Annotated in this window: 20 protein-coding genes; 14 read left to right on the top strand and 6 right to left on the bottom strand. The window is 61.8% G+C overall.

All coding sequences use genetic code 11. From position 1 onward, the window contains the following. The first annotated feature begins 54 nt into the window (after positions 1-54). The 6 genes from GGR36_RS02415 (at position 55) to GGR36_RS02440 (ending at position 7,454) form a co-directional block, all read left to right on the top strand. Positions 55-510 (top strand): pullulanase-associated domain-containing protein, encoded by a 456-nt coding sequence (locus tag GGR36_RS02415; RefSeq protein ID WP_183631492.1) that lies wholly within the window; start codon positions 55-57, stop codon positions 508-510. A 64-nt stretch (positions 511-574) separates the two neighbouring features. Continuing rightward, positions 575-2,218 (top strand): alpha-amylase family glycosyl hydrolase, encoded by a 1,644-nt coding sequence (locus tag GGR36_RS02420; protein WP_183631494.1) that lies wholly within the window; start codon positions 575-577, stop codon positions 2,216-2,218. Beyond that, positions 2,215-3,105, top strand: a complete 891-nt coding sequence (locus GGR36_RS02425) for an aldo/keto reductase (protein ID WP_183631496.1) — start codon at positions 2,215-2,217, stop codon at positions 3,103-3,105. Before GGR36_RS02420 ends, GGR36_RS02425 begins: the two co-directional genes overlap by 4 nt. Further along, positions 3,102-5,036 (top strand): glucokinase, encoded by a 1,935-nt coding sequence (locus tag GGR36_RS02430; RefSeq protein ID WP_183631498.1) that lies wholly within the window; start codon positions 3,102-3,104, stop codon positions 5,034-5,036. The genes GGR36_RS02425 and GGR36_RS02430 overlap by 4 nt, the downstream gene beginning before the upstream one ends. A gap of 88 nt (positions 5,037-5,124) precedes the next feature. Next, the gene (locus GGR36_RS02435) at positions 5,125-6,285 is read left to right on the top strand and encodes an ABC transporter permease (RefSeq protein WP_183631500.1); all 1,161 of its coding nucleotides are present in this window, start codon (positions 5,125-5,127) and stop codon (positions 6,283-6,285) included. Then, on the top strand, positions 6,285-7,454 hold the full coding sequence (locus GGR36_RS02440; RefSeq protein WP_183631502.1) for an ABC transporter permease: 1,170 nt from the start codon (positions 6,285-6,287) through the stop codon (positions 7,452-7,454). The genes GGR36_RS02435 and GGR36_RS02440 overlap by 1 nt, the downstream gene beginning before the upstream one ends. A 19-nt stretch (positions 7,455-7,473) precedes the next feature. Here GGR36_RS02440 and panC read toward each other — a convergent pair whose 3' ends face one another. The 6 genes from panC to GGR36_RS02470 form a co-directional block, all read right to left on the bottom strand. Further along, positions 7,474-8,298 carry a pantoate--beta-alanine ligase gene (gene panC, locus GGR36_RS02445; RefSeq protein ID WP_183631504.1) on the bottom strand — a complete coding sequence of 275 codons (825 nt, stop codon included), beginning with the start codon at positions 8,296-8,298 and terminating at the stop codon, positions 7,474-7,476. Positions 8,299-8,354: 56 nt separating this feature from the next. Next, positions 8,355-8,984: a LysE family translocator gene (locus GGR36_RS02450; RefSeq protein ID WP_183631506.1), complete on the bottom strand. Its 630-nt coding sequence runs from the start codon at positions 8,982-8,984 to the stop codon at positions 8,355-8,357. Further along, positions 8,981-10,150 (bottom strand): M20 aminoacylase family protein, encoded by a 1,170-nt coding sequence (locus tag GGR36_RS02455; RefSeq protein WP_183631508.1) that lies wholly within the window; start codon positions 10,148-10,150, stop codon positions 8,981-8,983. The genes GGR36_RS02450 and GGR36_RS02455 overlap by 4 nt, the downstream gene beginning before the upstream one ends. Before the next feature lie 107 nt (positions 10,151-10,257). Continuing rightward, complete coding sequence (locus GGR36_RS02460) at positions 10,258-10,833, bottom strand: hypothetical protein (protein WP_183631510.1); 576 nt, start codon at positions 10,831-10,833, stop codon at positions 10,258-10,260. Then, positions 10,834-11,436 (bottom strand): transcriptional repressor LexA, encoded by a 603-nt coding sequence (gene lexA, locus GGR36_RS02465; RefSeq protein ID WP_183631511.1) that lies wholly within the window; start codon positions 11,434-11,436, stop codon positions 10,834-10,836. A gap of 41 nt (positions 11,437-11,477) precedes the next feature. After that, a complete protein-coding gene (locus tag GGR36_RS02470) occupies positions 11,478-12,473 on the bottom strand; it encodes a zinc-dependent alcohol dehydrogenase family protein (RefSeq protein WP_183631513.1) in 996 nt (331 codons plus the stop codon). A gap of 153 nt (positions 12,474-12,626) precedes the next feature. Here GGR36_RS02470 and GGR36_RS02475 point away from each other — a divergent pair, with 153 nt between their 5' ends. The 8 genes from GGR36_RS02475 to GGR36_RS02510 all read left to right on the top strand — a co-directional run bounded on the left by GGR36_RS02475 (position 12,627) and on the right by GGR36_RS02510 (position 21,906). Next, positions 12,627-13,094, top strand: a complete 468-nt coding sequence (locus GGR36_RS02475; RefSeq protein WP_244971035.1) for a peroxiredoxin — start codon at positions 12,627-12,629, stop codon at positions 13,092-13,094. Next, positions 13,094-13,573, top strand: a complete 480-nt coding sequence (locus tag GGR36_RS02480) for an FKBP-type peptidyl-prolyl cis-trans isomerase (RefSeq protein ID WP_183631518.1) — start codon at positions 13,094-13,096, stop codon at positions 13,571-13,573. The genes GGR36_RS02475 and GGR36_RS02480 overlap by 1 nt, the downstream gene beginning before the upstream one ends. Positions 13,574-13,605: 32 nt before the next feature. Continuing rightward, complete coding sequence (locus GGR36_RS02485) at positions 13,606-13,938, top strand: hypothetical protein (protein ID WP_183631520.1); 333 nt, start codon at positions 13,606-13,608, stop codon at positions 13,936-13,938. A gap of 211 nt (positions 13,939-14,149) precedes the next feature. After that, complete coding sequence (locus GGR36_RS02490; protein WP_242533107.1) at positions 14,150-16,342, top strand: ABC transporter substrate-binding protein; 2,193 nt, start codon at positions 14,150-14,152, stop codon at positions 16,340-16,342. Continuing rightward, on the top strand, positions 16,339-17,316 hold the full coding sequence (locus GGR36_RS02495; protein ID WP_183631524.1) for an ABC transporter permease: 978 nt from the start codon (positions 16,339-16,341) through the stop codon (positions 17,314-17,316). Before GGR36_RS02490 ends, GGR36_RS02495 begins: the two co-directional genes overlap by 4 nt. After that, on the top strand, positions 17,313-18,764 hold the full coding sequence (locus GGR36_RS02500; protein WP_183631526.1) for an ABC transporter permease: 1,452 nt from the start codon (positions 17,313-17,315) through the stop codon (positions 18,762-18,764). Before GGR36_RS02495 ends, GGR36_RS02500 begins: the two co-directional genes overlap by 4 nt. A gap of 8 nt (positions 18,765-18,772) precedes the next feature. Further along, positions 18,773-20,797 (top strand): ABC transporter ATP-binding protein, encoded by a 2,025-nt coding sequence (locus GGR36_RS02505; protein ID WP_183631529.1) that lies wholly within the window; start codon positions 18,773-18,775, stop codon positions 20,795-20,797. Positions 20,798-21,012: 215 nt separating this feature from the next. Further along, on the top strand, positions 21,013-21,906 hold the full coding sequence (locus tag GGR36_RS02510; protein WP_183631531.1) for a THxN family PEP-CTERM protein: 894 nt from the start codon (positions 21,013-21,015) through the stop codon (positions 21,904-21,906). Positions 21,907-21,970: the final 64 nt, after the last annotated feature.

The raw sequence follows: 21,970 nt of genomic DNA on the forward strand, positions 1-21,970 counted from the left end.
GAAACTGTGCGTAGTGGATTTCCCTGCGAAGTACTTTCCACCGGAGGACAACCCATGACAACAAAGCGTTACTTCCTCAAGGCAATTGCCGCGCTTGCCCTGACTGCGGCAGCTATCCCTTCTTTTGCTGCTGATGCCTCGGATCCGCCCGAAGGTCAGATTGCAATCAACTATTTCCGGCCGGATGGCAACTATGCCGGTTGGGGTGTGCACGCATGGATCGGTAACCCGGGCCAGCCTGGCACGCCGATCGACGGTGTTGATTGGTTTGGTCCGCTCAAGCCGAAAGGCAAGACCGATGACGCCGGCGTCTATTGGCACATTCCGCATGCCGCTTTTGGCAAGAGCGGCATGGTGAATTACATCATCCACAAGGGTGATACCAAGGAGCAGGGCGGTAAGGATATGCGCTTCGATGGGAACACCACGAAGCAGATCTGGGTGAATTCTGGCGACAAGACGATCTATACGTCGAAAGAAGAGGCGATCGCGGCTCGTCAGGCCAAGTAATCGCAAAGCGAGAATTCCGCCGCCAATCTGGCGGCGGAATTCGTTTGGCGTCATAGAGATCTGAATGCTCATTCGAATCGCCGCCGCCTTCGCGGTCGTCCTGTCGATCCTCTTCGCGTCAACCAGCGCGTCGGCGGATTTTTCCGAGAATCCGATCGTTTATTTCCTGATCACTGATCGGTTTTTCAACGGAAATCCCGCCAATGATCACGCCTATGGGCGAAAGAACGACGGCGCGTCCGAAATTGGAACTTTCCATGGCGGGGATCTCGCCGGCGTTACGCAGAAGTTGAAGTCCGGGTGGTTCTCGGCTCTCGGCGTCAATGCGATCTGGCTCTCAGCACCGTTTGAGCAGATCCACGGCTGGGTCGTCGGTGGTAATGCGGAGTTCAAACACTACGCATATCACGGGTACTACACGACTGATTTTACGGTGCTTGATTCCAATATGGGCACGGTTGAGGAACTGCGTGAATTGGTTGACACCGCGCACTCCCAGGGAATCCGTGTTCTGTTCGATGTGGTGATGAATCACCCTGGCTATCTCGATATCCAGTCGGCGATTGATTTCAAGATTCCGGTCATCTGGCGCGGGGCCGAAAAGGCGGAGCTTGGGAACTATCACGAGTTTATCGACTATAACGCTGACAAGAAGAAGTGGGCCCAATGGTGGGGCGGCGCATGGGTACGCGCGGGATTGCCTGGCTACACGCCGGAAGGCACTGATGACTACACCAAGCAGGTGGCCTACCTTCCGGACTTCCGAACAGACAGCAAAGAGTTCGTATCCCTACCTCCTTTTCTCAAGCGGAAGTCTGATACGCGCGCGGTTGAACTGCAAAAAGCTACGGTCAGGGACTACCTCGTCGGCTGGCTGGCCGAGTGGGTGCGAGAATACGGCGTAGATGGATTTCGCTGCGACACCGTCAAGCATGTGGAGCCCGCGGCGTGGAAACGCTTGAAGGCTGAGGCGGTAGCTGCCCTGAGTGATTGGAAAGCGAAGCACCCGGACAAAAAGATTGACGATGAACCGTTCTGGATGGTTGGCGAGTACTGGGGGCAAGGCATAGAGAAGAGTCCTCTGTACGGGAATGGCTTCGACGCACTGATCAATTTCGATTTCCAGGGGCGTGTCTCATCGTCTCGCGACCTGGATTCGCTCTTTCACGACTATGCCGCGCGTCTTTCAGGCAAGCCGGGATACAACGTGCTTTCTTATTTGTCGTCACACGACACACGACTTTATCCGCGCAATCGCTTGATTGATGGTGGAACGGCTCTTCTACTGGCGCCGGGTGGTGTCCAGATCTTCTATGGGGATGAGACCGCTCGTCCCAATGGGCCGACCGTGCCTTCCGATGCACAGCAGGCGACGCGATCGGATATGAATTGGAATTCGATCAATCAGACAGTATTGGCGCACTGGTCCAAGTTGACCCGTTTTCGCGCGCGCCATCCTGCATTGGCGCGGGGAGCGCATCACCGCCTTGCAACATCGCCTTACGTTTTCTCGCGAGTGATTGATGGCGGCGGCGACGCGATCGTGGCGGCTCTTGGCGCAACAGGAGAGGTGGATATTCCGGTCGCGGGTGTGTTCAAAGAGGGCGCCCAGTTGGTGGACGCCTATTCAGGTCGCGAGTCGACAGTCATAAATGGCAAAGTCCATTTGCTGGGCGAGTCGGTCGTTTTGCTGGAGGAGAGGCGATGATCGCGTCGCGCTACTTTGGCAAGATGTCGCCGATAGCGCTCGGGACTTGGCGCATGCACGAATGGGGCATGAGTTCGGCTGAACTCGCTTCCTTTCTGCAAGGTGCCGTCGAGGCAGGCGTTACGACGATTGACACCGCTGACGTTTATTGCAATTACGGCGGCGAACGGATGCTCGGGGATGCGTTACGGCGCTCTCCGGATCTTCGTGATCGTATCCAGTTGGTCACGAAGTGTGGGGTGCGACTGAAGTCGTCCGACGCGCCGGCGTCACGTGTGAAGCACTACGACTGTTCGCGTGCTTACGTTATTCAGCAGGTTGAGCGCTCATTGCAGTCTCTCTCGACTGATCGAATCGATCTGCTTCTCCTGCACCGTCCGGATCCTCTGTTGGATGCTGACGAACTGGCTGAAGTGTTCTGCGCACTTAAGCAGTCCGGAAAAGTCCGTAGTTTCGGCGTGTCGAATTTCCGGCCGCAACAATTGGAACTCCTTCAGTCGCGGCTACCGTTTCCTCTGGTGGTGAATCAGATCGAGCTTTCGCTCATGCGTTGCAGCCCGATGTTCGACGGAACGCTCGATCAATGCCAGAAGATGCGGATTGTGCCGATGGCGTGGTCTCCACTTGCGGGCGGTCGTTTGCTTTCCAGCGATGCGCGCAATGATGCGCTTGAAGCTGTGCTTTCGGCGATTGCAGGCGAGACAGGTCTGACGCCGGAGCAGGTAGCGCTGTGCTGGCTGATGCGTCATCCCGCCGGGATTGTTCCGGTGATTGGGTCCGGAAAACTTGAAAGAGTCAGGCTTGCGATCGACGCTGCCAGCTACGCTATGGACAGGCAGCACTGGTTCGAGCTGCTGGAAGCCGCCACAGGCTGCGAGGTTGCATGAATACCCGCGCCGCGCGTGCCGTGGCTCCGGCCTCGGTGGCCGGTTTGGTGCGTGCGTTCGCCAACGCAACCCCTTTTCCGGATGGTCCTCGCCTGCTCGCGGACGTAGGCGCAACCAACGCGCGTTTTGCGCTTGAGACCGCCCCGGGGCATTTCGAAGCCATTGAAGTGCTCCGCTGCGACGACTATGCCGGGATCGTCGATGTCATTCGCTCCTATCTCGAACGAGTTCGACTTCCGCGCGTCAGCCATGCTGGTATTGCCATCGCGAATCCGATCGGCGGTGACCTTGTCCGGATGACGAATCGAGACTGGACGTTCTCGATTGAAGAGGTGCGCCAGCGACTCGACCTCTCCACGCTGCTGGTGGTGAATGATTTCACCGCGCTCGCGATGGCGCTCAGGCACCTCAGTTCAGATCAGCGCATGCAGGTCGGCGGGGGCACGCCGCAGCTCAATTCTGTCATCGGCTTGCTGGGCCCCGGAACCGGGCTTGGTGTCTCTGCGCTGATCCCGACTGAGGACCGCTGGGTGACGCTGGGCAGCGAGGGGGGGCATACAAGTTTTGCGCCCAACGACGAGCGCGAACTGGATGTGCTGCGCTATTGCTGGCGGCAGTATCCGCATGTTTCCGGTGAGCGCCTGATCTCGGGGCCGGGTATCGAGCTGACGTACCGTGCGCTGTGCGAAAGGGACGGCGTACCTGCCTTGCCGCGCAAGGCGCGGGATGTTGTGGAAGCCGCGCTCGCGGGGACTGATCCGGTGTGCGTTGAAACGCTGGATTGCTTCTGCGGGATGCTTGGCACGGTGGCTTCAAATCTTGCGGTCACACTTGGCGCGCTAGGCGGCATCTACATTGGCGGCGGCATCGTTCCGCGGCTTGGCGCACGGTTTGAGCATTCACCATTCCGTGCCCGATTCGAGGCGAAAGGGCGGTTTTCGGATTACCTGGCCGATGTGCCGACCTATGTGATCACCGCCCCTTACCCGGCGTTTCATGGTGTCTCGGCGATTCTTGCCGATCATCTGCGCGGGCGCACGACGGGTGACGGCTCGCTGCTAGACAAGATTCGCAGTGCCGCCGTGTCGTTATCGAAGGCCGAGCAGCGGGTGTCGCAACTTGTGCTCGCGCGCCCCCGGACGGTGCTGAACGACCCGATCATCGAGATCGCGCGGCAGGCGGAAGTGAGCCAGCCGACAGTCATCCGCTTCTGTCGCTCTCTCGGTTTTCAGGGGCTTTCGGACTTCAAACTCAAGCTGGCGTCGGGTCTGACCGGTACGGTGCCGGTGCGACACAGCCAGGTGCGGCATGGAGATTCCGCCCCTGATGTGAGCGCCAAGGTAATGGAGAACACTGCGTCCGCGATCCTCAAGCTGCGGGATGTGATCAACGTGTCGGCGATTGAGGAGGCGACGAGGATTCTTGGCCGCGCGCGCCGAATCGAGTTCTATGCCATTGGCAACGCGGCAGTTGTTGCGCTGGACGCGCAATTCAAGTTCTTCCGCTTCCGCATTCCGTGCGTGGCCTATTCGGATACGCACATGCAGATCCAGTCCGCCGAGCTTTTGGGGCCGGGCGATGTGGTCGTCGTCGTGTCCACATCGGGGCGGCCCTCCGACCTTCTGCGCGCGGTGGATGCGGCGCTCGCGGCAGGGGCGGAGGTCGTCGCGATCACTGCCAGCAAGAGCCCCTTGTCGCGCAAGGCAACGGTGAGCATCGGCCTCGATCACGTCGAAGATGGTCAGACCTTCATTTCCATGGTTGTACGGGTGCTGCAACTGGTCGTTGTCGATGTGCTTGCGGTAGGGGTCGCGCTGCAACGTGGCGCAGACAATCCGCTGGGGGCGCTCAGCGACATTACGCAACACGACGACGAACGCCCCTTCGAAAACGAAAACCCCCGGTCGCGCATTTCGCACGTATCGGGCTGATCGCGCAGGCATTCTCGTCGCGCCCCTGCTCTGAGCAGTTTGCAGTGGCCCGCGCTGCGGGCGATATACTGCTGCAGGGAGCTGCCGCATGTTCTTCATCGCCCGTCTCATCTTCCGTAATGCTTGGCGCCATCGACTCCGTACCACGCTGACCCTGCTTGGCATGGTGGTTGCGGTGCTCGCGTTTGGCTTGCTGCGGACCTTCGTGGACGCCTGGTACGCCGGCGTCGAATCCGCTGCAGCCAATCGGGTGATCAGCCGCAATGCGGTGTCGCTGGTGTTTCCATTGCCGCTGTCGTATCGCGATCGCATTCGTGCTGTGCCTGGTGTCAAGCAGGTCAGTTGGGCAAACTGGTTCGGCGGCATCTACAAGGAGCCGAGGAACTTCTTCGCGCAATTCGCGATCGAGCCTGCCAGTTACCTCAAGCTCTACCCGGAACTCTTGTTGAGCGATGAAGAACGTGCCGACTTCATACGCGATCGTCGGGGCTGCATCGTCGGCGCCAAACTCGCGGAAAAATATGGATTCAAGGTCGGTGACACGATCACCTTGCGTGGCACGATCTATCGCGGCGATTGGAGTTTTGTCGTGCGCGGCATCTACCATGCGGCGAGCAAGAAGACCGATGTCTCGACCATGTTCTTCCATTGGGACCTGCTCAACGAATCGCTGAAGAAGATTTCGCCGCGCTACGTGAACAACATTGGCGTGTTCGTTACAGAAGTTGAAGACGCCAACAACGTTGCACAGATCTCGCTCGATATCGATGCTCAGTTCAAGAACTCGGCCGCAGAAACGCTCACAGAGACCGAACAGGCGTTCCAGCTTTCGTTCGTTGCGATGAGCGATGCGATCATCACCGCGATTCGCGCGGTGGCCTATGTGGTCATCATCATTATCATGGCGGTCATGGCCAATACGATGGCGATGACCGCGCGTGAGCGCACCGCCGAATATGCGACGCTGAAAGCGCTCGGGTTCAAGCCAAGCTTCGTGGGATGGCTGATCTTTGGAGAGTCGCTGTTGCTGGCTTGGATCGGGGGCGCTGTGGGGATGCTGCTCACGCTTCCGGCCACGCATGCGCTAGGCGCAAGTCTGGGCGCCTTCCTGCCCGGCCTGGATGCATCCAACGCGACACTGCTCTCGCAATTCTTCGCAGCGACGCTTGTTGGTGTCGTTGCGGCGATTGCCCCGGTGCGCCGCGCGATGAGTATCCGCATCGTGGAGGGGCTTCGCGCCTACGCCTGATGTCCCGAGTCCCGCTTTCCTACTCCATCCGTAACCTTTGCACACGACGCCTTACCACCGTGCTGACGGCGGGCGGCATGGCGCTGGTGGTGTTCGTATTTGCTGCCGTGCGCATGCTCGACGCCGGGCTCAAGCAGACCTTGGTGGCCACCGGCACGCCTGAGAACGTGGTGGTGATCCGCAAGGGGGCCGAGACCGAAGTACAGAGCGGTGTCACACGCGACCAGGCCGGCCAGGTTGAGAGCCTGCCTCAAATCGCCCGCGGGCCCGGTGGTGCCGCAATGGTGTCGAAGGAAACGGTGGTGCTCTACGCCCTACCGAAAAAGGGCAGCGACAAGCCGACCAACGTGGTGATTCGGGGGGTTGGTGAATTTGGCATGACATTGCGCTCGCAAGTACGTCTGAGTGCAGGGCGCATGTTTGCGCCTGGCAGTGCGGAGGTGATTGTCGGCGCCGGCGTGGCCGAGAAGTTTCGCGGTGCCGGGCTTGGTCAGTCGCTCAGATTCGGCGGTCGAGACTGGATCATCGTGGGCGTTTTTGATGCGGGCAAGACGGCGTTCGAATCAGAAATATGGGGTGACGCCGAGCAATTGATCCCGGCGTTCCGGCGTACTGCCTTTTCTTCGCTGTTGGTGCGCTTGAACAGTCGCGATGACTTCGCCGCCGTTCGCGACGCGATCGACAGCGATCCTCGCCTCGGTCTTGAGGCCAAGACCGAACAGCGCTTCTACGCCGACCAGTCAGAGGCGCTTTCGAAGTTCATCACTATTCTCGGCATGACGCTGTCGATCATCTTCTCGATCGGGGCCGTCATAGGCGCGATGATTACGATGTACTCAGCGGTGGCAACACGCACTGCCGAGATCGGCACCCTTCGTGCACTTGGTTTCCGGCGTGCGAAGATCCTCACTGCGTTTCTCGCGGAGTCGCTTTTTCTGGCACTGCTCGGTGGCGTCATGGGTTTGGCTATGGCGTCCGGCATGCAGTGGGTATCGATCTCCACCACGAACTTCCAGACCTTCGCCGAATTGGCCTTCAGCTTCACGCTGACGCCGCGCATTGTCGTGGAGACGCTCGTTTTTTCCCTGGTGATGGGCCTGGTCGGCGGCTTCCTGCCCGCAGTGCGGGCAGCGCGGCTCGACATCGTGACAGCACTGCGCGAGGGTTGAGCCTGTCGCCGCGAGCGGGTCAGACTTCGAGATTGTCGATCAGACGGGTGTTGCCGAGTCGTGCGGCAGCAAGAATGACCAGCGGAATACCGGGTTCAGCGCCTTGCAGGTCGGATTGCCGGCGGATCGCGACGTAATCGGTCTTCCAGCCTGCCATGTCGAGGTGAGTCACGGCGGCGGCTTCCAGTGCCGCAAAGTCCGTCTGGCCCGCGCGCACCGCTTCGGCGATGGCGGCGAGCTGGCGGTGCAAGCGTGGCGCCTCGCTGCGCTCTTCGGGTGTGAGATAACCGTTGCGAGAAGAAAGCGCAAGCCCGTCTGGCGCGCGCACGGTGTCGCAACCCACAACGCGAATCGGCATGGCCAGTTCGCGGACCATGTTCCGGATCACCATCAGCTGCTGGTAGTCCTTCTTGCCGAAGAGTGCTACGTCCGGCTGGACGATATTGAACAGTTTGGTGACGACGGTCGCCACGCCCTGAAAGTGCCCCGGCCGGAAGGCGCCCTCCAGAATGCTGTCTTGTGCTGGCGCGGGCTGCACGAAGTACTGCTGCGGCGTCGGGTATAGCTCGCTCTCATCGGGCGCGAACAGGTGTGCAACGCCTGCTTCGCGCAGTTGGGCGCAATCCGCCTCGAAGGTTCGCGGGTACTTGTCGAAGTCCTCGTTCGGGCCGAACTGCAGGCGATTGACGAAGATGCTCGATACCACCGTGTCGGCGTAGGCATGCGCCTGCTGCATCAGGCTCACATGGCCAGCGTGCAGGTTCCCCATGGTGGGTGCGAAGGCGATCGTGCCGGCGCTCTTGAGTGCCTTGCGCAGACTATCTACGGTGCGGTGGACGTGCATGAATGTGGTTCCGGAAACGAGGGCGGGAGGATGCCTCAGACTGCCCTGACAGGCAATCAGCGGATTCCGCCGGCGGTCAGCAGCCCCAGGCCGACGAATAGCCCGCCAGTGGTGCGGTCGAGCCAGACCGTCACACGTTCGCGCCGGCGCAGCCAAGTGCCGATCGGGCCGGCGGCCATTGCGAAGGTGCCAAACACCAGGGCCGCCATCACGGCAAAGAGCGCACCGAACGCAGCGAGTTGGGCGGGTGTGCTCCAACCACTGTGACGCACGAATTGCGGCAGGAAAGAAAGGAAGAACAGGCCAACCTTGGGATTGATGGCATTTGCGATCAGGCCGCGCATGAAATACGGGCGGAATCCGCTACCCGCTTGCGGCGCTCGGTTGCGGGCGAGACTGGTGCCGCGCGATCGCAACGCCTGGATGCCGATCCAGATCAGGTACGCCGCGCCAGCCATCTGCAGCACCTTGAAGGCGAGCGGCGACGCTGCGATCAGGGCGGAGACGCCAAGAACCGCGAGCAGGGTATGGTTGATGCAACCGGCGGCGCAGCCAAGGGCGAAACCGAGGGCTTCCGCACGGCCGCGCGAAATTCCCAAGGCGAGCACGCCCAGATTGTCCGGCCCGGGTGCGAGTGCCAGCAAGAATGCGGCACCGAGGAAAAGCGCGATCTGATCGAATGTCATTTACAGGGAAGGGCGGTTTCGACGAGATTGACCCAGTAGCTGGCGCCAATCGAGAGGGCTTCGTCGTTGAAGTCGTAATGCGGGTTGTGCAAGGTGCAACCGCCCTTACCGGGGCCGTTGCCGATCCAAACATAACAGCCGGGGCGCTCCTGCGCGAAGTAAGCGAAATCCTCTGCGCCCATGCTCGGGCGCAGGTTCGACAGTACGGCTGCACCGCCTGCGGTAAGCGCGGCGGCCTTCTCGCAGATGTCTGTTGCGGTCACGTCGTTGATCGTTGGGGGGTAGCCACGTCGGTAACGGTATTCAACCTCGACACCGTGCGCGGTGGCGATGCCGGTGGCGACGCGTCCCATCGCCGCCTCGATCCGGTCACGTTCTTCGTGAGAGAGGGCGCGCACCGTGCCCATCAGCGCGGCGCGGTCCGGGATCGCGTTGTACGCCTCACCAGCGTGGAACTGGGTAACGGAAACCACGGCCGGTTCCAGCGGATCGCGCGTACGGGTGATCAGGTGCTGCAGGGACTGGACAAGCGCGGCCCCGGCGACGATGGGATCCAGCCCTTGGTGCGGCATCGCTGCATGCGCGCCGCGTCCGCGAATGTCGATTTCCCACTGGTCTGAACTCGCCATGACCGGGCCTGGGAAGACGCCGAAAGTGCCCACCGGCAGGCCAGGCCAGTTGTGCATGCCGAACACCATGTCGAATGGAAACTTATCGAGCAGGCCATCGGCGAGCATTGCCGGCGCACCGCCTTCGCCTTCTTCGGCGGGCTGGAAAATCAGCACCACGGTCCCATCGAACTTCCGGTTCCTGGCGAGGTACTCCGCGGCGCCAAGCAGCATGGTCGTATGTCCGTCGTGCCCACAGGCGTGCATGCGGCCTGCGTGTCGCGAACGATGATCGAAAGTGTTCCTCTCGGTGATCGGCAGGGCGTCCATGTCGGCGCGCAGGCCAATCGCGCGCTGGCTTGTGCCCGCGCGGATCACACCGACCACGCCGGTCTTGCCGATGCCGCGGTGCGTTTCGATGCCGAGAGCTTCCAGGTGCCGTGCAACGAGTTCGCTGGTGCGGTGCTCGTCGAAGGCCAGTTCAGGGTGCGCATGGATGTCGCGCCTGATGCGCGCGAGCTCCGCATGCCGTGCGCGGATGTCGTCGATGATTCGCATCTCTCCGCCTCAATCAATCGCTCTGCTGGGCATGCAAGTCTAGCAGGGCTCCCGCTTTGACACCCGACAGCTTGCCTGCAGAAGCGCCTGGCTGAGGGTCCGGAATGTCATCGGCTGACGGGTGGGTCGGCCGGAGGCAGAGAGCGGAAGCGTTGCCAGCGCCCGCGCCAGTAGACGACGGCCAAGCCAGCCAGCGCAGCCGCAGCGAACAGCCAATAGGCAATGTTCTCCGTGAATGCCAGCGGATCGCTCGCCATCGAGAAGGTATGTTCCATCGGTAGGCGAATCGTGATCGCGCCCGTCACCAATGCGCGGAACGCTTTCGATGCGGGCCATGCGGCCGGCAGCAGGCTCAAGAGCACGGCGCCGGCCACGCACAGGCGATCGACGACGCCGACTGCTTGCGGAGACCGCTTGACCACCGCGCTTTCGACCCGCATGAAAAGGGCGACGGCGAGGCAGACCAGTGCGCCAAGTGGCAGCACAATCAAGGCCAAGCCGAAGGCCGTGGCACTGATCAGGAACTCGGCGCCGGAAAGCGACGACACGCTGCCCCAGATTCCGGCAAGCCGCAGCCCCAATGCCGCCGAGGGTATGGCGAACAGCAGTGCTGCAATGAAGAATTTGCGGCTGCGAACGAGCAAACGGTTGCCCGGCAGCATCTGCGATGTATCTGTTGTCACTCAGTGAAAACCGTTGCGTATCAGGCCGACGACGACGCCTTCGAGGTGGAAGTTCTCGCCGTCCGGTTCGATAGGCGCGAAATCGGGATTCTCTGCCAGCAGGCGGACACGGTTGCCGCGCCGTTCCAGGCGCTTCACCGTCACGTCGTCACCTAGCCGCGCCACCACGATCTGGCCATTTCGGGCGTCCGGTGTGCGGTGGACGGCGATCAGGTCGCCGTCAAGGATGCCCGCATCGCGCATCGACAAGCCTTTCACCTTGAGCAGGTAATCAGCTGAAGGCGAAAACATGGCGGGGTCGATGTCGATGCGCCGCTCGCAATTTTCGGCTGCGAGGATAGGGCTGCCGGCGGCGACGCGACCAACCACCGGTAGGCCCGTTTCTTCGAGCAGGCGGATGCCGCGCGCGCGACCCTCTTCCATCGCGATTGCGCCTTTGCGGGCCAGCGCCTTGAGATGCTCTTCTGCCGCGTTGGGGGAACGGAAGCCGAAGGCCTCGCAGATTTCGATCCGCGTCGGCGGCCGGCCTTCCTCGCGCACGGTGCGCCGGATCAGGTCGAGGATTTCCGCCTGGCGGGGGGTGAGATCCGATGCTTGAGTCATGCCTGTATTTTTGTACAGAAACCCTGCTTGTGCAAGCGCGATCAGGGGATCAGCACCGCGGCGCCCTGCAGGGTGCCGGCTCGCAGTCGCGCGATGGCCTGATTGGCCTGTGCGAGAGGAAAGCGCGTCACGCTGGTGTGCACCGGTTGGTGCGCGACACGTTCGAGAAATTCGGTGCCATCGCGACGTGTGAGATTCGCCACGGATCGGATTTGCCGCTCGCCCCACAGCCAAGCGTAGGGGAAAGCGGGTATGTCACTCATGTGGATGCCCGCGCAGACCACGATTCCGCCTTTGCGCAGGCTGTGCAGGGATAAGGGAACGAGGGCACCGACCGGTGCGAAGATGATTGCCGCGTCGAGGGCTTCGGGGGCGGGTTCGTCCGATGCGCCTGCCCATGCGGCGCCGAGTTGCAGGGCGAATTGCTGACTTTCGGTATCGCCCTCGCGGGTGAAGGCAAACACTTGCCTTTCCTGTTGCCGGGCGACCTGGGTGACGATATGTGCTGCCGCGCCGAAGCCGTAGATGCCAATGCGCCGTGCGTCGCCTGCCATGTTCAGGGCGCGGTAGCCGATCAGCCCGGCACACAGCAGCGGCGCGAGCGACGCGGCATCCACGCCTTCCGGCAGCGGGAAGCAAAAGCGTGCATCGGCGACGCAATATTCGGCGTATCCGCCGTCGATCTGGCATCCGGTGAAGCGCGCGTCGTCGCAAAGGTTTTCGCGGCCACTCAGGCAATACGCGCACCGGCCGCAGGTGTGCCCGAGCCAGGGGACGCCGACGCGCTGACCGCGGGAAAACTCGCTGACACCCGGGCCCACAGCCTCGACGCGGGCAACGATCTCATGCCCCGGCACGATCGGCGATACGGCCTGCGGTAACTCGCCGTCGAGCAGGTGAAGGTCAGTGCGGCAAACGCCACAGGCCTCCACACGCAACAGCAGTTGACCGTATGCTGGCTGTGGAACGCTGCGTTCGATTTCGACAAGCGGGCCGCCGGGTTGCCGGAGTTGCATTGCGCGAGATGTGCGGACCATGAGACCTCCCGATGAACGGTGCTTGTGGTGCGGCCTTGCTTGATCTAATCCTAGTGGACTTGCTGGTGCATGGCACGGGGGGAGCGCATGGTGTGCGGCGTCGGGGATGATCGAGTTCCGGTAGAATCCCGGCCACGCCCGGGTGGGGTACCGTTGGCGCCGGGCTGCGTTGCACCGCTTTTTGCGTTGCCAGACGCCGACATGGCGCCGTTCGACCTGCGTGATGCGATTTCGCAGAACGTGGTCGTGCTGTGTTTCTACCCGCGTGATGGAACACCTGCCTGTACGCGCCAGGCGATCGAATTCAGCGATCACGAAAGCGACTTCTCCGCAGCCGGGGCGGTCGTAGTCGGGATCAGCCCGGACGATTGCCTGACGCACGCCGCGTTTCGCGATGAGCATGGGATCTCGATCCGCCTGCTGTCCGATCCGGACATGGAAGTGTGCCGACTTTATGGGGTGCTGCACCGACGTGAAGGTTGTGAGCGCGATATCGTTCGCCGCACGACCGTCGTGCTCGACCGCGCCGGTGTTGTCCGTCATCTTATCGATGACGTCCAGCTACGTGGGCACGCAGCCGAAGTACTCAAGCTCGTCAGAGAAATCGCAAGGAACCGCTAATGGAAATCGTCAAGAACGCCGTCGTTACCCTGAACTACACCGTCCACGATCCGGACGGCAACATGATCGATGACGGAAAGAACCCGCTCGTCTACCTGCACGGTGGCTATGACGCGATCTTCCCGCTGCTGGAAGAAGCGCTGCACGGCAAGACGCTGGGCGAAAAGCTCGTGATCAAGCTGCAGCCGGAAGATGCATTCGGCGATTACGACGAGAGCCTCGTCATGATCGAACCGGCCGACCTGTTCCCGGACAACATCGAAATCGGCATGGCCTTCGAACGTGTTGGCGAAGAAGGTGAAGAGGACATGCTGTTCCGCGTCACTGATATCGCCGATGGCAAGGTTGTCGTCGATGGCAATCATCCGCTGGCCGGTACTGCGCTGGTCTTCGATGTCACGGTGGCCGAAGTGCGCATGGCAACTGCGGAAGAAATTTCGCATGGTCATGTGCATGGCGAGGGCGGTCACCACCACTGATCGATGCTGCCGCCTTTGCGCGGCAATCTTTCATGAGCAGCACGCCGGGCGCAGCGCCGGGCGTGCTGTTTTGTTTTGGTGCCGCCGATTTGCAAGATTCCGGCGCTTCCAGTGAATTTGTGGGGCGACGTGGGCCGTATTGTCACGCACCCCTTCAACATTGCGTTGGATCGCTGCTGCTTGGTGCGTGCGCACTTTCTTCGGGCACGGCGAGTGGAGTTTGTCTCGCGGCGCCAAACGTGCTCGAGGCGGCATCTGGCGAATTTCATCGCGATTTAGAGAAGGTCTTGGTATTTGTGGCGCACTGTCAGCTGCTGGAATGGTTTTATTGCGCTTCGCGGCGTGATCGTTCAGTAAAGTACTGACGACCTTCGGAATCCGGCATGAAGTGTGCTGTACGACTGATTTCGTTCAACATGGACCCGCAACTGCTCATGACTCAATCCACTGTCCGAACCCGTGCTGGCGTGATTCGGAATACCTGGACCTGCGGGACATCGATTCCGCGGGTGTTAATGGCGGTTTGTGCGCGTCCATCCATTCAGCTCTTCCCGCTTTGACCCATCAATGAGAACCATGCGCCATCTCGTCGCGACTGCGGTCGCGTCGTGTGCTTTGCTGCTGGCCGGCTGCGGCGACGTCTGGAACAGCCCCTATCCGGCGGCGGAGCGCAACCGCAACTTCCTGCACGAAGAATTCAATTCGCGCCCCAAGCATCTGGACCCGGTGCAGTCCTATGTCGAAGACGAGGCATGGTTCACCTACTCGATCTACGACACGCTCTTCGAATTCCACTACCTCAAGCGACCGTACGAGTTGCAGCCGAGCCTTGCGGCGGCGATGCCCAAGCTCACCTATCTCGACAAGGGTGGCAAGACGCTGCCGGAGTCGGCACCGCCTGAATCGATTGCCGAGACGGTGTACGAGATCCCGCTCAAGGCCGGCATCAAGTTCCAGCCCCACCCGGCTTTCGCGCGTGACGGTGCCGGCAAGCTGCGCTACGAAGGGCTGAACGATCAGACACTCGGGAACAGGAGCCAGATCACCGACTTCGAATACACCGGAACGCGCGAGCTGATTTCCGAGGATTTCGCTTACGGCCTCAAACGGATGGCCCGGCCGAAGCTCGAGACGCCGACGATCGAGATCTACAAGCAGATTGTCGGCATGGAAGAACTTGTCGCGATGCTCGATGCCGACGTCAAGGCCGGCAAGGTCGACCCCGACGGCTGGATCGACTTGCGCAAGTATCCGCTACCCGGCGTGGATACGACCGATCCGCACCGGCTGCGCATCCACATCAAGGGCAAGTACCCGCAGTTCATCTACTGGCTGGCGATGCCGTTTTCCGCGCCGATGCCTTGGGAGGCCGAGAAGTTCTATGGCCAGCCGGGGATGGCCAAGCGCGAACTGACGCTCGATATGTGGCCGGTTGGCACCGGGCCGTTCATGCTCACCCGCAATCGCCCGCTGCGCGAGTTGCTGATGGAGCGCAACCCGAACTTCCGCGAAGAAACCTACCCCTGCGAGGGTACGCCGGAGTATCGCGAACGCGGCTTCATGAAGGACTGCGGCAAGCGCCTGCCGATGATCGACGGCGTCAAATTCGCCTACGAGCGCGAGGCTACGCCGTTCTGGAACAAGTTCCTGCAGGGCTACTACGACTTCTACGCCTCGACCCGCTTCAAGTCGCTCGCCAGCTTCGATTCGGCGCTGCAGATTCAGGGCGGCGGTTTGTCTTTGTCCGACGTGATGAAGAAGCAGGGAATTACACTCGAGACGGAGGTGGAGCCAGCCACCGAGTACTTCTTCGTCAACATGCTCGACGCGACCATCGGCGACGGCGGCGCGACGCCAGAGGCGCGCATGCGCGCCCGCAAGGTGCGGCAGGCGATGGCGATTGCGCTCGACATGGAAGAGTACCTGTCGATCATCAAGAACGGACTCGGGCGCCCGATGCAGGGCCCGATCCCGCCCGGCATTGCCGGTTACAAGGAAGGGGCTGCCGGGATCAATCCGTATGCCTACACCTGGGCCAAGGGGCGCCCGCAGCGACGCTCCATCGAAGATGCCCGGCGCCTGATGGCCGAGGCTGGGTACCCCAACGGGCGCGATGAGAAGACCGGCGAGCCGCTGGTCGTCAATCTCGACGTGTACGACTCATTCGCGCGCGCACAACTCGAGATCGTCATCAAGCAGATGAAGCGCATCGATATCCAGCTGGTGCCGCGGCCGACCGAGTGGAACCGCTGGCAGGAAATGCATCGCAAGGGCGCGGCACAACTCTCGTTCTGGGGCTGGAACGCCGACTACCCGGATCCTGAAAACTTCCTGTTCCTCTTCTACAGCAAGAACAGCAAGGCCAAGTACCAGGGCGAGAACGTCACCAACTACAACAACCCGGAATTCGATCGCTTGTACGAACAGTTCCGCGGCATGGACATCAACGCTGACCGGCAAGCGATTATCGACAAGATGGCCGAGCTGCTGCGGCGCGATTCGCCGGTACTTGCTGGTTGGCACAACGAGGCCTTTCAGCTCTCTCACGGCTGGCTCGGCAACGCGCTGCCGGTGCGCATGATCCACACCAATCGTAAGTACCTGTCGCTGGATCTGGCGCAGCGCAATGCCAGCGTGGCGCAGTGGAACCGGCCGCAAGTGTGGCCGCTGCTGCTGATGTTTGCCGCGATCGCTGCAGTCGGCGTGCTCGGCGTGCGCCACTACCGTCGCCACGAATCCCAGACGGCGCGTACGGAGGCCCCGGAATGATTGCTTACCTGATCCGGCGCCTGCTGTGGGCGCTGCCAACGCTGCTCGGCGTCAATCTGCTGGTGTTCGCGCTGTTCTTCATCGTCAGCAGCCCGGACGACATGGCGCGCGCGCAATTGGGTGCCAAGCGCGTGACGCAAGAGGCGATCGAGCGCTGGAAGGCGGACCACGGTTACAACAAGCCGCTCTTCTACAACGCGAAGGCGGAAGGCACCGCCAAGCTGACCGACACGATCTTCGTGCAGAAGTCCGCCCGCATGTTCCTGTTCGATTTCGGCAAGAGCGATCTGGGGCGTGACATCAACCACGAGCTCTCGGCACGGATGTGGCCCTCGCTGGCCCTGGCGCTGCCGGTGTTCCTGGTCGGTCTCTTCGTCGCCATCGTTGCCGCAATGGTGCTCGCCTTCTTCCGTGCGACGTGGCTGGACTACACCGGCGTGATCGCCTGCGTCGTGCTGATGTCGATCTCCAGTCTGTTCTACATCATCGCGGGCCAATACGTGATCGCGCGCACCTGGAGTCTGGTGCCGATCTCAGGCTACGAGGGTGGATTCGACGCGGTGCGCTTCCTCGCCTTGCCAGTGGTCGTCGGTGTGGTGGCCGGACTGGGTTCGAGCGTGCGCTGGTACCGTGCGATCTTCCTCGAAGAAATCGGCAAGGACTATGTCCGCACGGCACGGGCCAAGGGCTTGTCCGAAGGCGCGGTGCTGTTCCGCCATGTGTTGAAGAACGCGATGATCCCGATCCTCACCGGGACGGTAGTGGTGATTCCGTCGCTCTTCCTCGGCAGCCTGATCAGCGAATCCTTCTTCGGCATTCCGGGGCTGGGCAGCTTCACGATCGAGGCGATCCTGATGCAGGACTTCGCCATCGTCCGCGCCATGGTGTTCATTGGCGCCTTGCTCTACATCCTCGGCCTGATCCTCACCGACATTTCCTACACCTTGGTCGATCCGCGGGTGCGACTGCAATGAAAGACTTCCAGATCGTCGTCCTTTGGTCGGACGTCCTGTTCGCCGTGCTGCTGGTCGCGCTGGCGACCGGCATCCGCTATGCCTTCAAGAAGGAACACCTGCGCCGCGCCTGGCATACCGTGTTCGCCAATCGCAGTGCGATGGCCGCGCTGGTGATCCTGCTGGTGTACCTCTTGGTCACGGTGCTGGACTCCTTCCACTACCGGCCCGCGCTGGATTCCGCTGGTGCAGCGCCGGGGGGCAAGGTGCAGTATTCGGTCGAGGTGCTCTCGGTGCTGGATATCGCCCTGACCACGCTGCGTGATACACGCGAAAAAACGTACTCGGCGCCATTTGCGACCCACTTCTTCGAGAAGCAGATGCTCGAAGGGGCCGACGGCAAGCAGTACCGCGACTATCCGCGCCTGAGCTTCGGTGGTGCGCACCTCAAGGATCCGGAGGGCGACAAGGCCGGCGACATTGCGCGGCGCTCCGCCTGTGGCGTGGGTGTCGGTGTGCTGCTGTGGATCCTGCTGATGCTGCCGATCGTGCGCGGCGTCGCGCGTTCGCACGGCTGGTCGATGCAGCAGGCGGGTGCGGAAGTGTTGCGTGGCGGCACGCAGATCGCGTGGGACGGCTTTGCCTGGTCGCTGCTCTTCGTGCTGGTGCTTGGTGGCGTGCTGGGCAATCTGTCCGGCCACTACCATGTGTTCGGCACCGACGCGACCGGCAATGACGTGCTGTATCAAACGCTCAAGGCGATGCGCGTCGCGCTGATGATCGGCACGCTCGCAACCTTGGTCGTGCTGCCGCTCGGTATCGGGCTTGGCCTCGCCGCCGGCTACTACCGCGGCTGGGTGGACGACACGATCCAGTACATCTACACCGTCATCAGCTCGATTCCGTACGTGCTGCTGATTGCCGCTGCGTCACTGATGATGACCATGGTGATCGAGCGCAATGCCGCGCTGTTCGCGACCGCCGCATCGCGCGCAGACGCCAAGCTGGTGGCGCTGTGCGCGATCATCGGTGCGATTTCCTGGACTACGCTGTGCCGGCTGATCCGCGCCGAAACGCTCAAGCTGCGCGAGCTTGATTATGTTCAGGCGGCGCGCTGCTTTGGCGTGTCGAGCCTGCGCATCATGCTGCGGCACATCCTGCCCAACGCCTTCCACATCGTGCTGATCACGGTGGTGCTGGATTTCTCCGGCCTGGTCTTGGCCGAGGCGGTGCTTTCGTTCGTGGGGGTCGGCGTCGATCCGACCTCGATCAGTTTCGGCATGATGATCAACAAGGCGCGGGGTGAACTTGCCCGCGATCCGCTGATCTGGTGGTCGATCAGCGCGGCTTTCGTCTTCATGGTGAGTCTGGTGCTGGCAGCCAACCTGTTTGCCGACGCGGTACGCGAGGCATTTGACCCGCGCGCGCTGCCGTCGCGCCGTCGCCTGCGTCTGGGGACAGCAAAGTGAATGCACCGATGAACACCACCGAAAAGAATGTCGTGCTCGCCTTGCGCGAGCTCTCGATGCACATCGACAGCGAACGCGGCGTGGTGCGCGCGCTCGATCGCGTCAGCTTCGAACTGCGTGCTGGTGAGACCTTCGCGTTGCTCGGCGAATCGGGCTGCGGCAAGTCGATGACCGCGCTGTCGCTGATGCGACTGCTGCCGCCCGCCGGCCGCATCGCCGGCGGCGAAGTGCAGATGGGCGGGCGCGATCTGTGCAACCTCACCGAAGCGCAGATGCGCCGCGTGCGCGGCGGCGACCTGGCGATGATCTTCCAGGAGCCGGGCACCAGCCTGAACGCGGTGCTGACGGTTGGCCAGCAGCTTGGCGAAGTGCTCGCGATCCATCGCGGCCTCAAGGGTGAAGCGGCGCGCACTGAAGCGATCGCGCTGATGAAGCAGGTGGGCATCCCCGATCCCGAGCGTCGCCTGACCGAATATCCGTTCCAGTTCTCCGGCGGCATGAAGCAGCGCGTCATGATCGCGATGGCGCTCGCCGGCAAGCCCAAGGTGCTGATTGCCGATGAGCCGACCACCGCGCTGGACGTGACGATCCAGGCGCAGGTGCTGGACCTGATGGCGGATCTGCAGCGCGAGCAGCGCATGGCGATGATGCTGATCACCCACGATCTGGGCGTGGTCGCGAAGATGGCGCACCGCATCGGCGTGATGTACGCCGGACACCTGATCGAAGAGGCGCCGCGCGATCGGTTCTTTGCCAAACCCGCCCACCCTTATTCGGTCAAGCTGTTCGAGGCGCTGCCCGAAGGCCATCGCCAGAGCGGCAAGCTCGCCACGATCCCGGGTTCGGTGCCGCCGCTGACGACCGATTTCATCGGTTGCCGCTTCGCGGCCCGCTGCGAACACGCTTGGGATCGTTGTCGCGGCGAAGCGCCACGCTGGTACGAACTGGGCGATGGTCAGCGCGTGCGCTGCCACCTCTTCGATGCCGTCGAGCAGGGCCGCACATCCGGTGCGGTGGCGAGCAAGGTTCAGGAGGCAAAACCCCCGACGCGTGCCGGCGATACGCTGCTCGAAGTGCAAGGCTTGCAGGTGCACTTTCCGATCAAGCGTGGGGTGTTCCAGCGTACCGTCGGGCATGTGAAAGCGGTGGACGGCGTGAGCCTGACGCTCAAGGCTGGGCGGACGTTGGCGCTGGTCGGTGAATCCGGCTGCGGCAAGACTACCGCTGGCAAGGCCATTCTGCGCCTGATCGAACCTACCGGCGGTAGCGCCGCGCTGGGCGGTGCCGATATCGGATCGCTCGATCCGACCGCACTGCGCGCGCTGCGTTCGAAGATGCAGATGGTCTTTCAGGATCCGTTCGGATCGCTCAATCCACGACTGCGTGTTTCGGAGATCATCGACGAAGGCATGGAAGCGCTCGGTATCGGTGGCGACGCCGTTGCGCGACGCGAACGTATCCTGCAGATCATGCAGCAAGTGGGTTTGCGGCCCGAGATGGTGGACCGCTACCCGCACGAGTTTTCCGGCGGCCAGCGCCAGCGGATCGCTGTGGCGCGCGCTTTGGCTGTGTCACCGCAGCTGATCGTTTGCGATGAACCCACCTCGGCGCTGGATGTGTCGGTGCAGGCGCAGATCCTGAATCTGCTGCAGGAACTGCAGTCTGAACTGGGGCTGGCCTTCCTCTTCATCACCCACAACATCGGCGTGGTCGAGTATCTGGCACACGATGTGGCGGTGATGTACCTGGGCCGGATCGTGGAGCAGGGCAGCGCCGAAGAGGTGCTGAAGTCTCCGCGGCATCCCTACACCCAGGCGCTGCTGGCCGCGGTGCCGCGTGCGGACATCCATGCGTCCGCTGCGAATACCTCGGTCAAACCGGTGAAAGGTGATCTGCCTTCGCCGTCGAACCCGCCGCAGGGGTGTCACTTCCATCCGCGATGCCCGCAGGCGCGTGACGAGTGCAAACAGTCGTACCCTGAGGCCCGAAAGGTCTCGGAGACCCGCGTGGTGAGTTGCCATTTCGCACTGTGACGTTCGCTTTGGGCGGTGAACCAAAAGGCGCCCATGGGCGTCTTTCGGTTTTCGCGAAGACCGGAAATGGCCGGGGCGCGTCGGTGTTTCTTACTGTTTCATGCGGCGTTCCGTCCTGTCATAAAAAGTGACCATATATTTAGCGACTTGAGATCGTGGAACACGTGATGCTTCAACCCGAATGAGAACGCTTTAGTTCACAACGGGAGGGTGTCATGGAACGTAAATTCCAACTGCTGGGCGGCATGGTCCTTGCGGGACTGAGCCTTGCTTCCGCGTCTGCATTCGCGGCCCCGATTTCTAGCTGGGGCTTTACAACTGATTCAGGCTTCATCGCCTATCGCGACACCAACAACAGTACTGCTGGCATCACAGGGAGTGCTGCCAATGCGCGCCTGAGTGGTGAGAACGGGTTGATCAGCCTCCAGACTGGCGGCTCGTACGACTTCTCGACGATCGGCGACGTTTATTCGAAGCTTTCGTGGGGGACCCCCGCGGTCCCCGGTGGGGGGCAATCGTCGTTGTCCGTCGGCGCGGCCACGAATGGATCGGTGAGCGGCGTGCTGACAACCAACGGATCTTCGGTGCCGACGATGAGTGTCGTGCACAACAATTTCCCGATCTATGCGCCCTCGCTGCGCAGTGCGACGCTGTTCAACATCCTCAAACTCGATCCGTTGGTGCCGGATTTGCCGCCGTTTGATGCGCCGGCCCTGATGTTTGCGATCCATTACCTTGAAACCGACAACGTCTTGCCCTGCACAGTGGCGAGCCCGACTCCGTGCAACGATATCTTCGTGATTGACGTTGCTGGCGCTGGATTCAATCCACTGGACAAGACCTTCAATCAGACCTTTGAGTATCCAGAGTACGGCTTCTACAACGCGAAACTGTTGGTGGCGGGCGTCGATGTGCTCAGCGATGCGGCCTGCCGTGCCGTGGGGGTCGCCAATGGCTGTATTGGCTTCACCACCGTAGAGAGCGAGGCGAACACTTTCAACGTCTCGTTCTCGATCACCGATAAGCCCTTTGAAACGCCAGAGCCGGCGTCGTTGGGCCTGATTGGCGCTGCACTCGCTTTGCTCGCATATCGTCGCCATACCGCTTGAATGACGTGGCAGACCGAAACAGCGGGCACCAGCCCGCTGTTTCGTTCGGTCACACAAATCGCAA

The sequence above is a fragment of the Niveibacterium umoris genome (assembly GCF_014197015.1).
Taxonomy (GTDB): Bacteria; Pseudomonadota; Gammaproteobacteria; order Burkholderiales; family Rhodocyclaceae; genus Niveibacterium; species Niveibacterium umoris.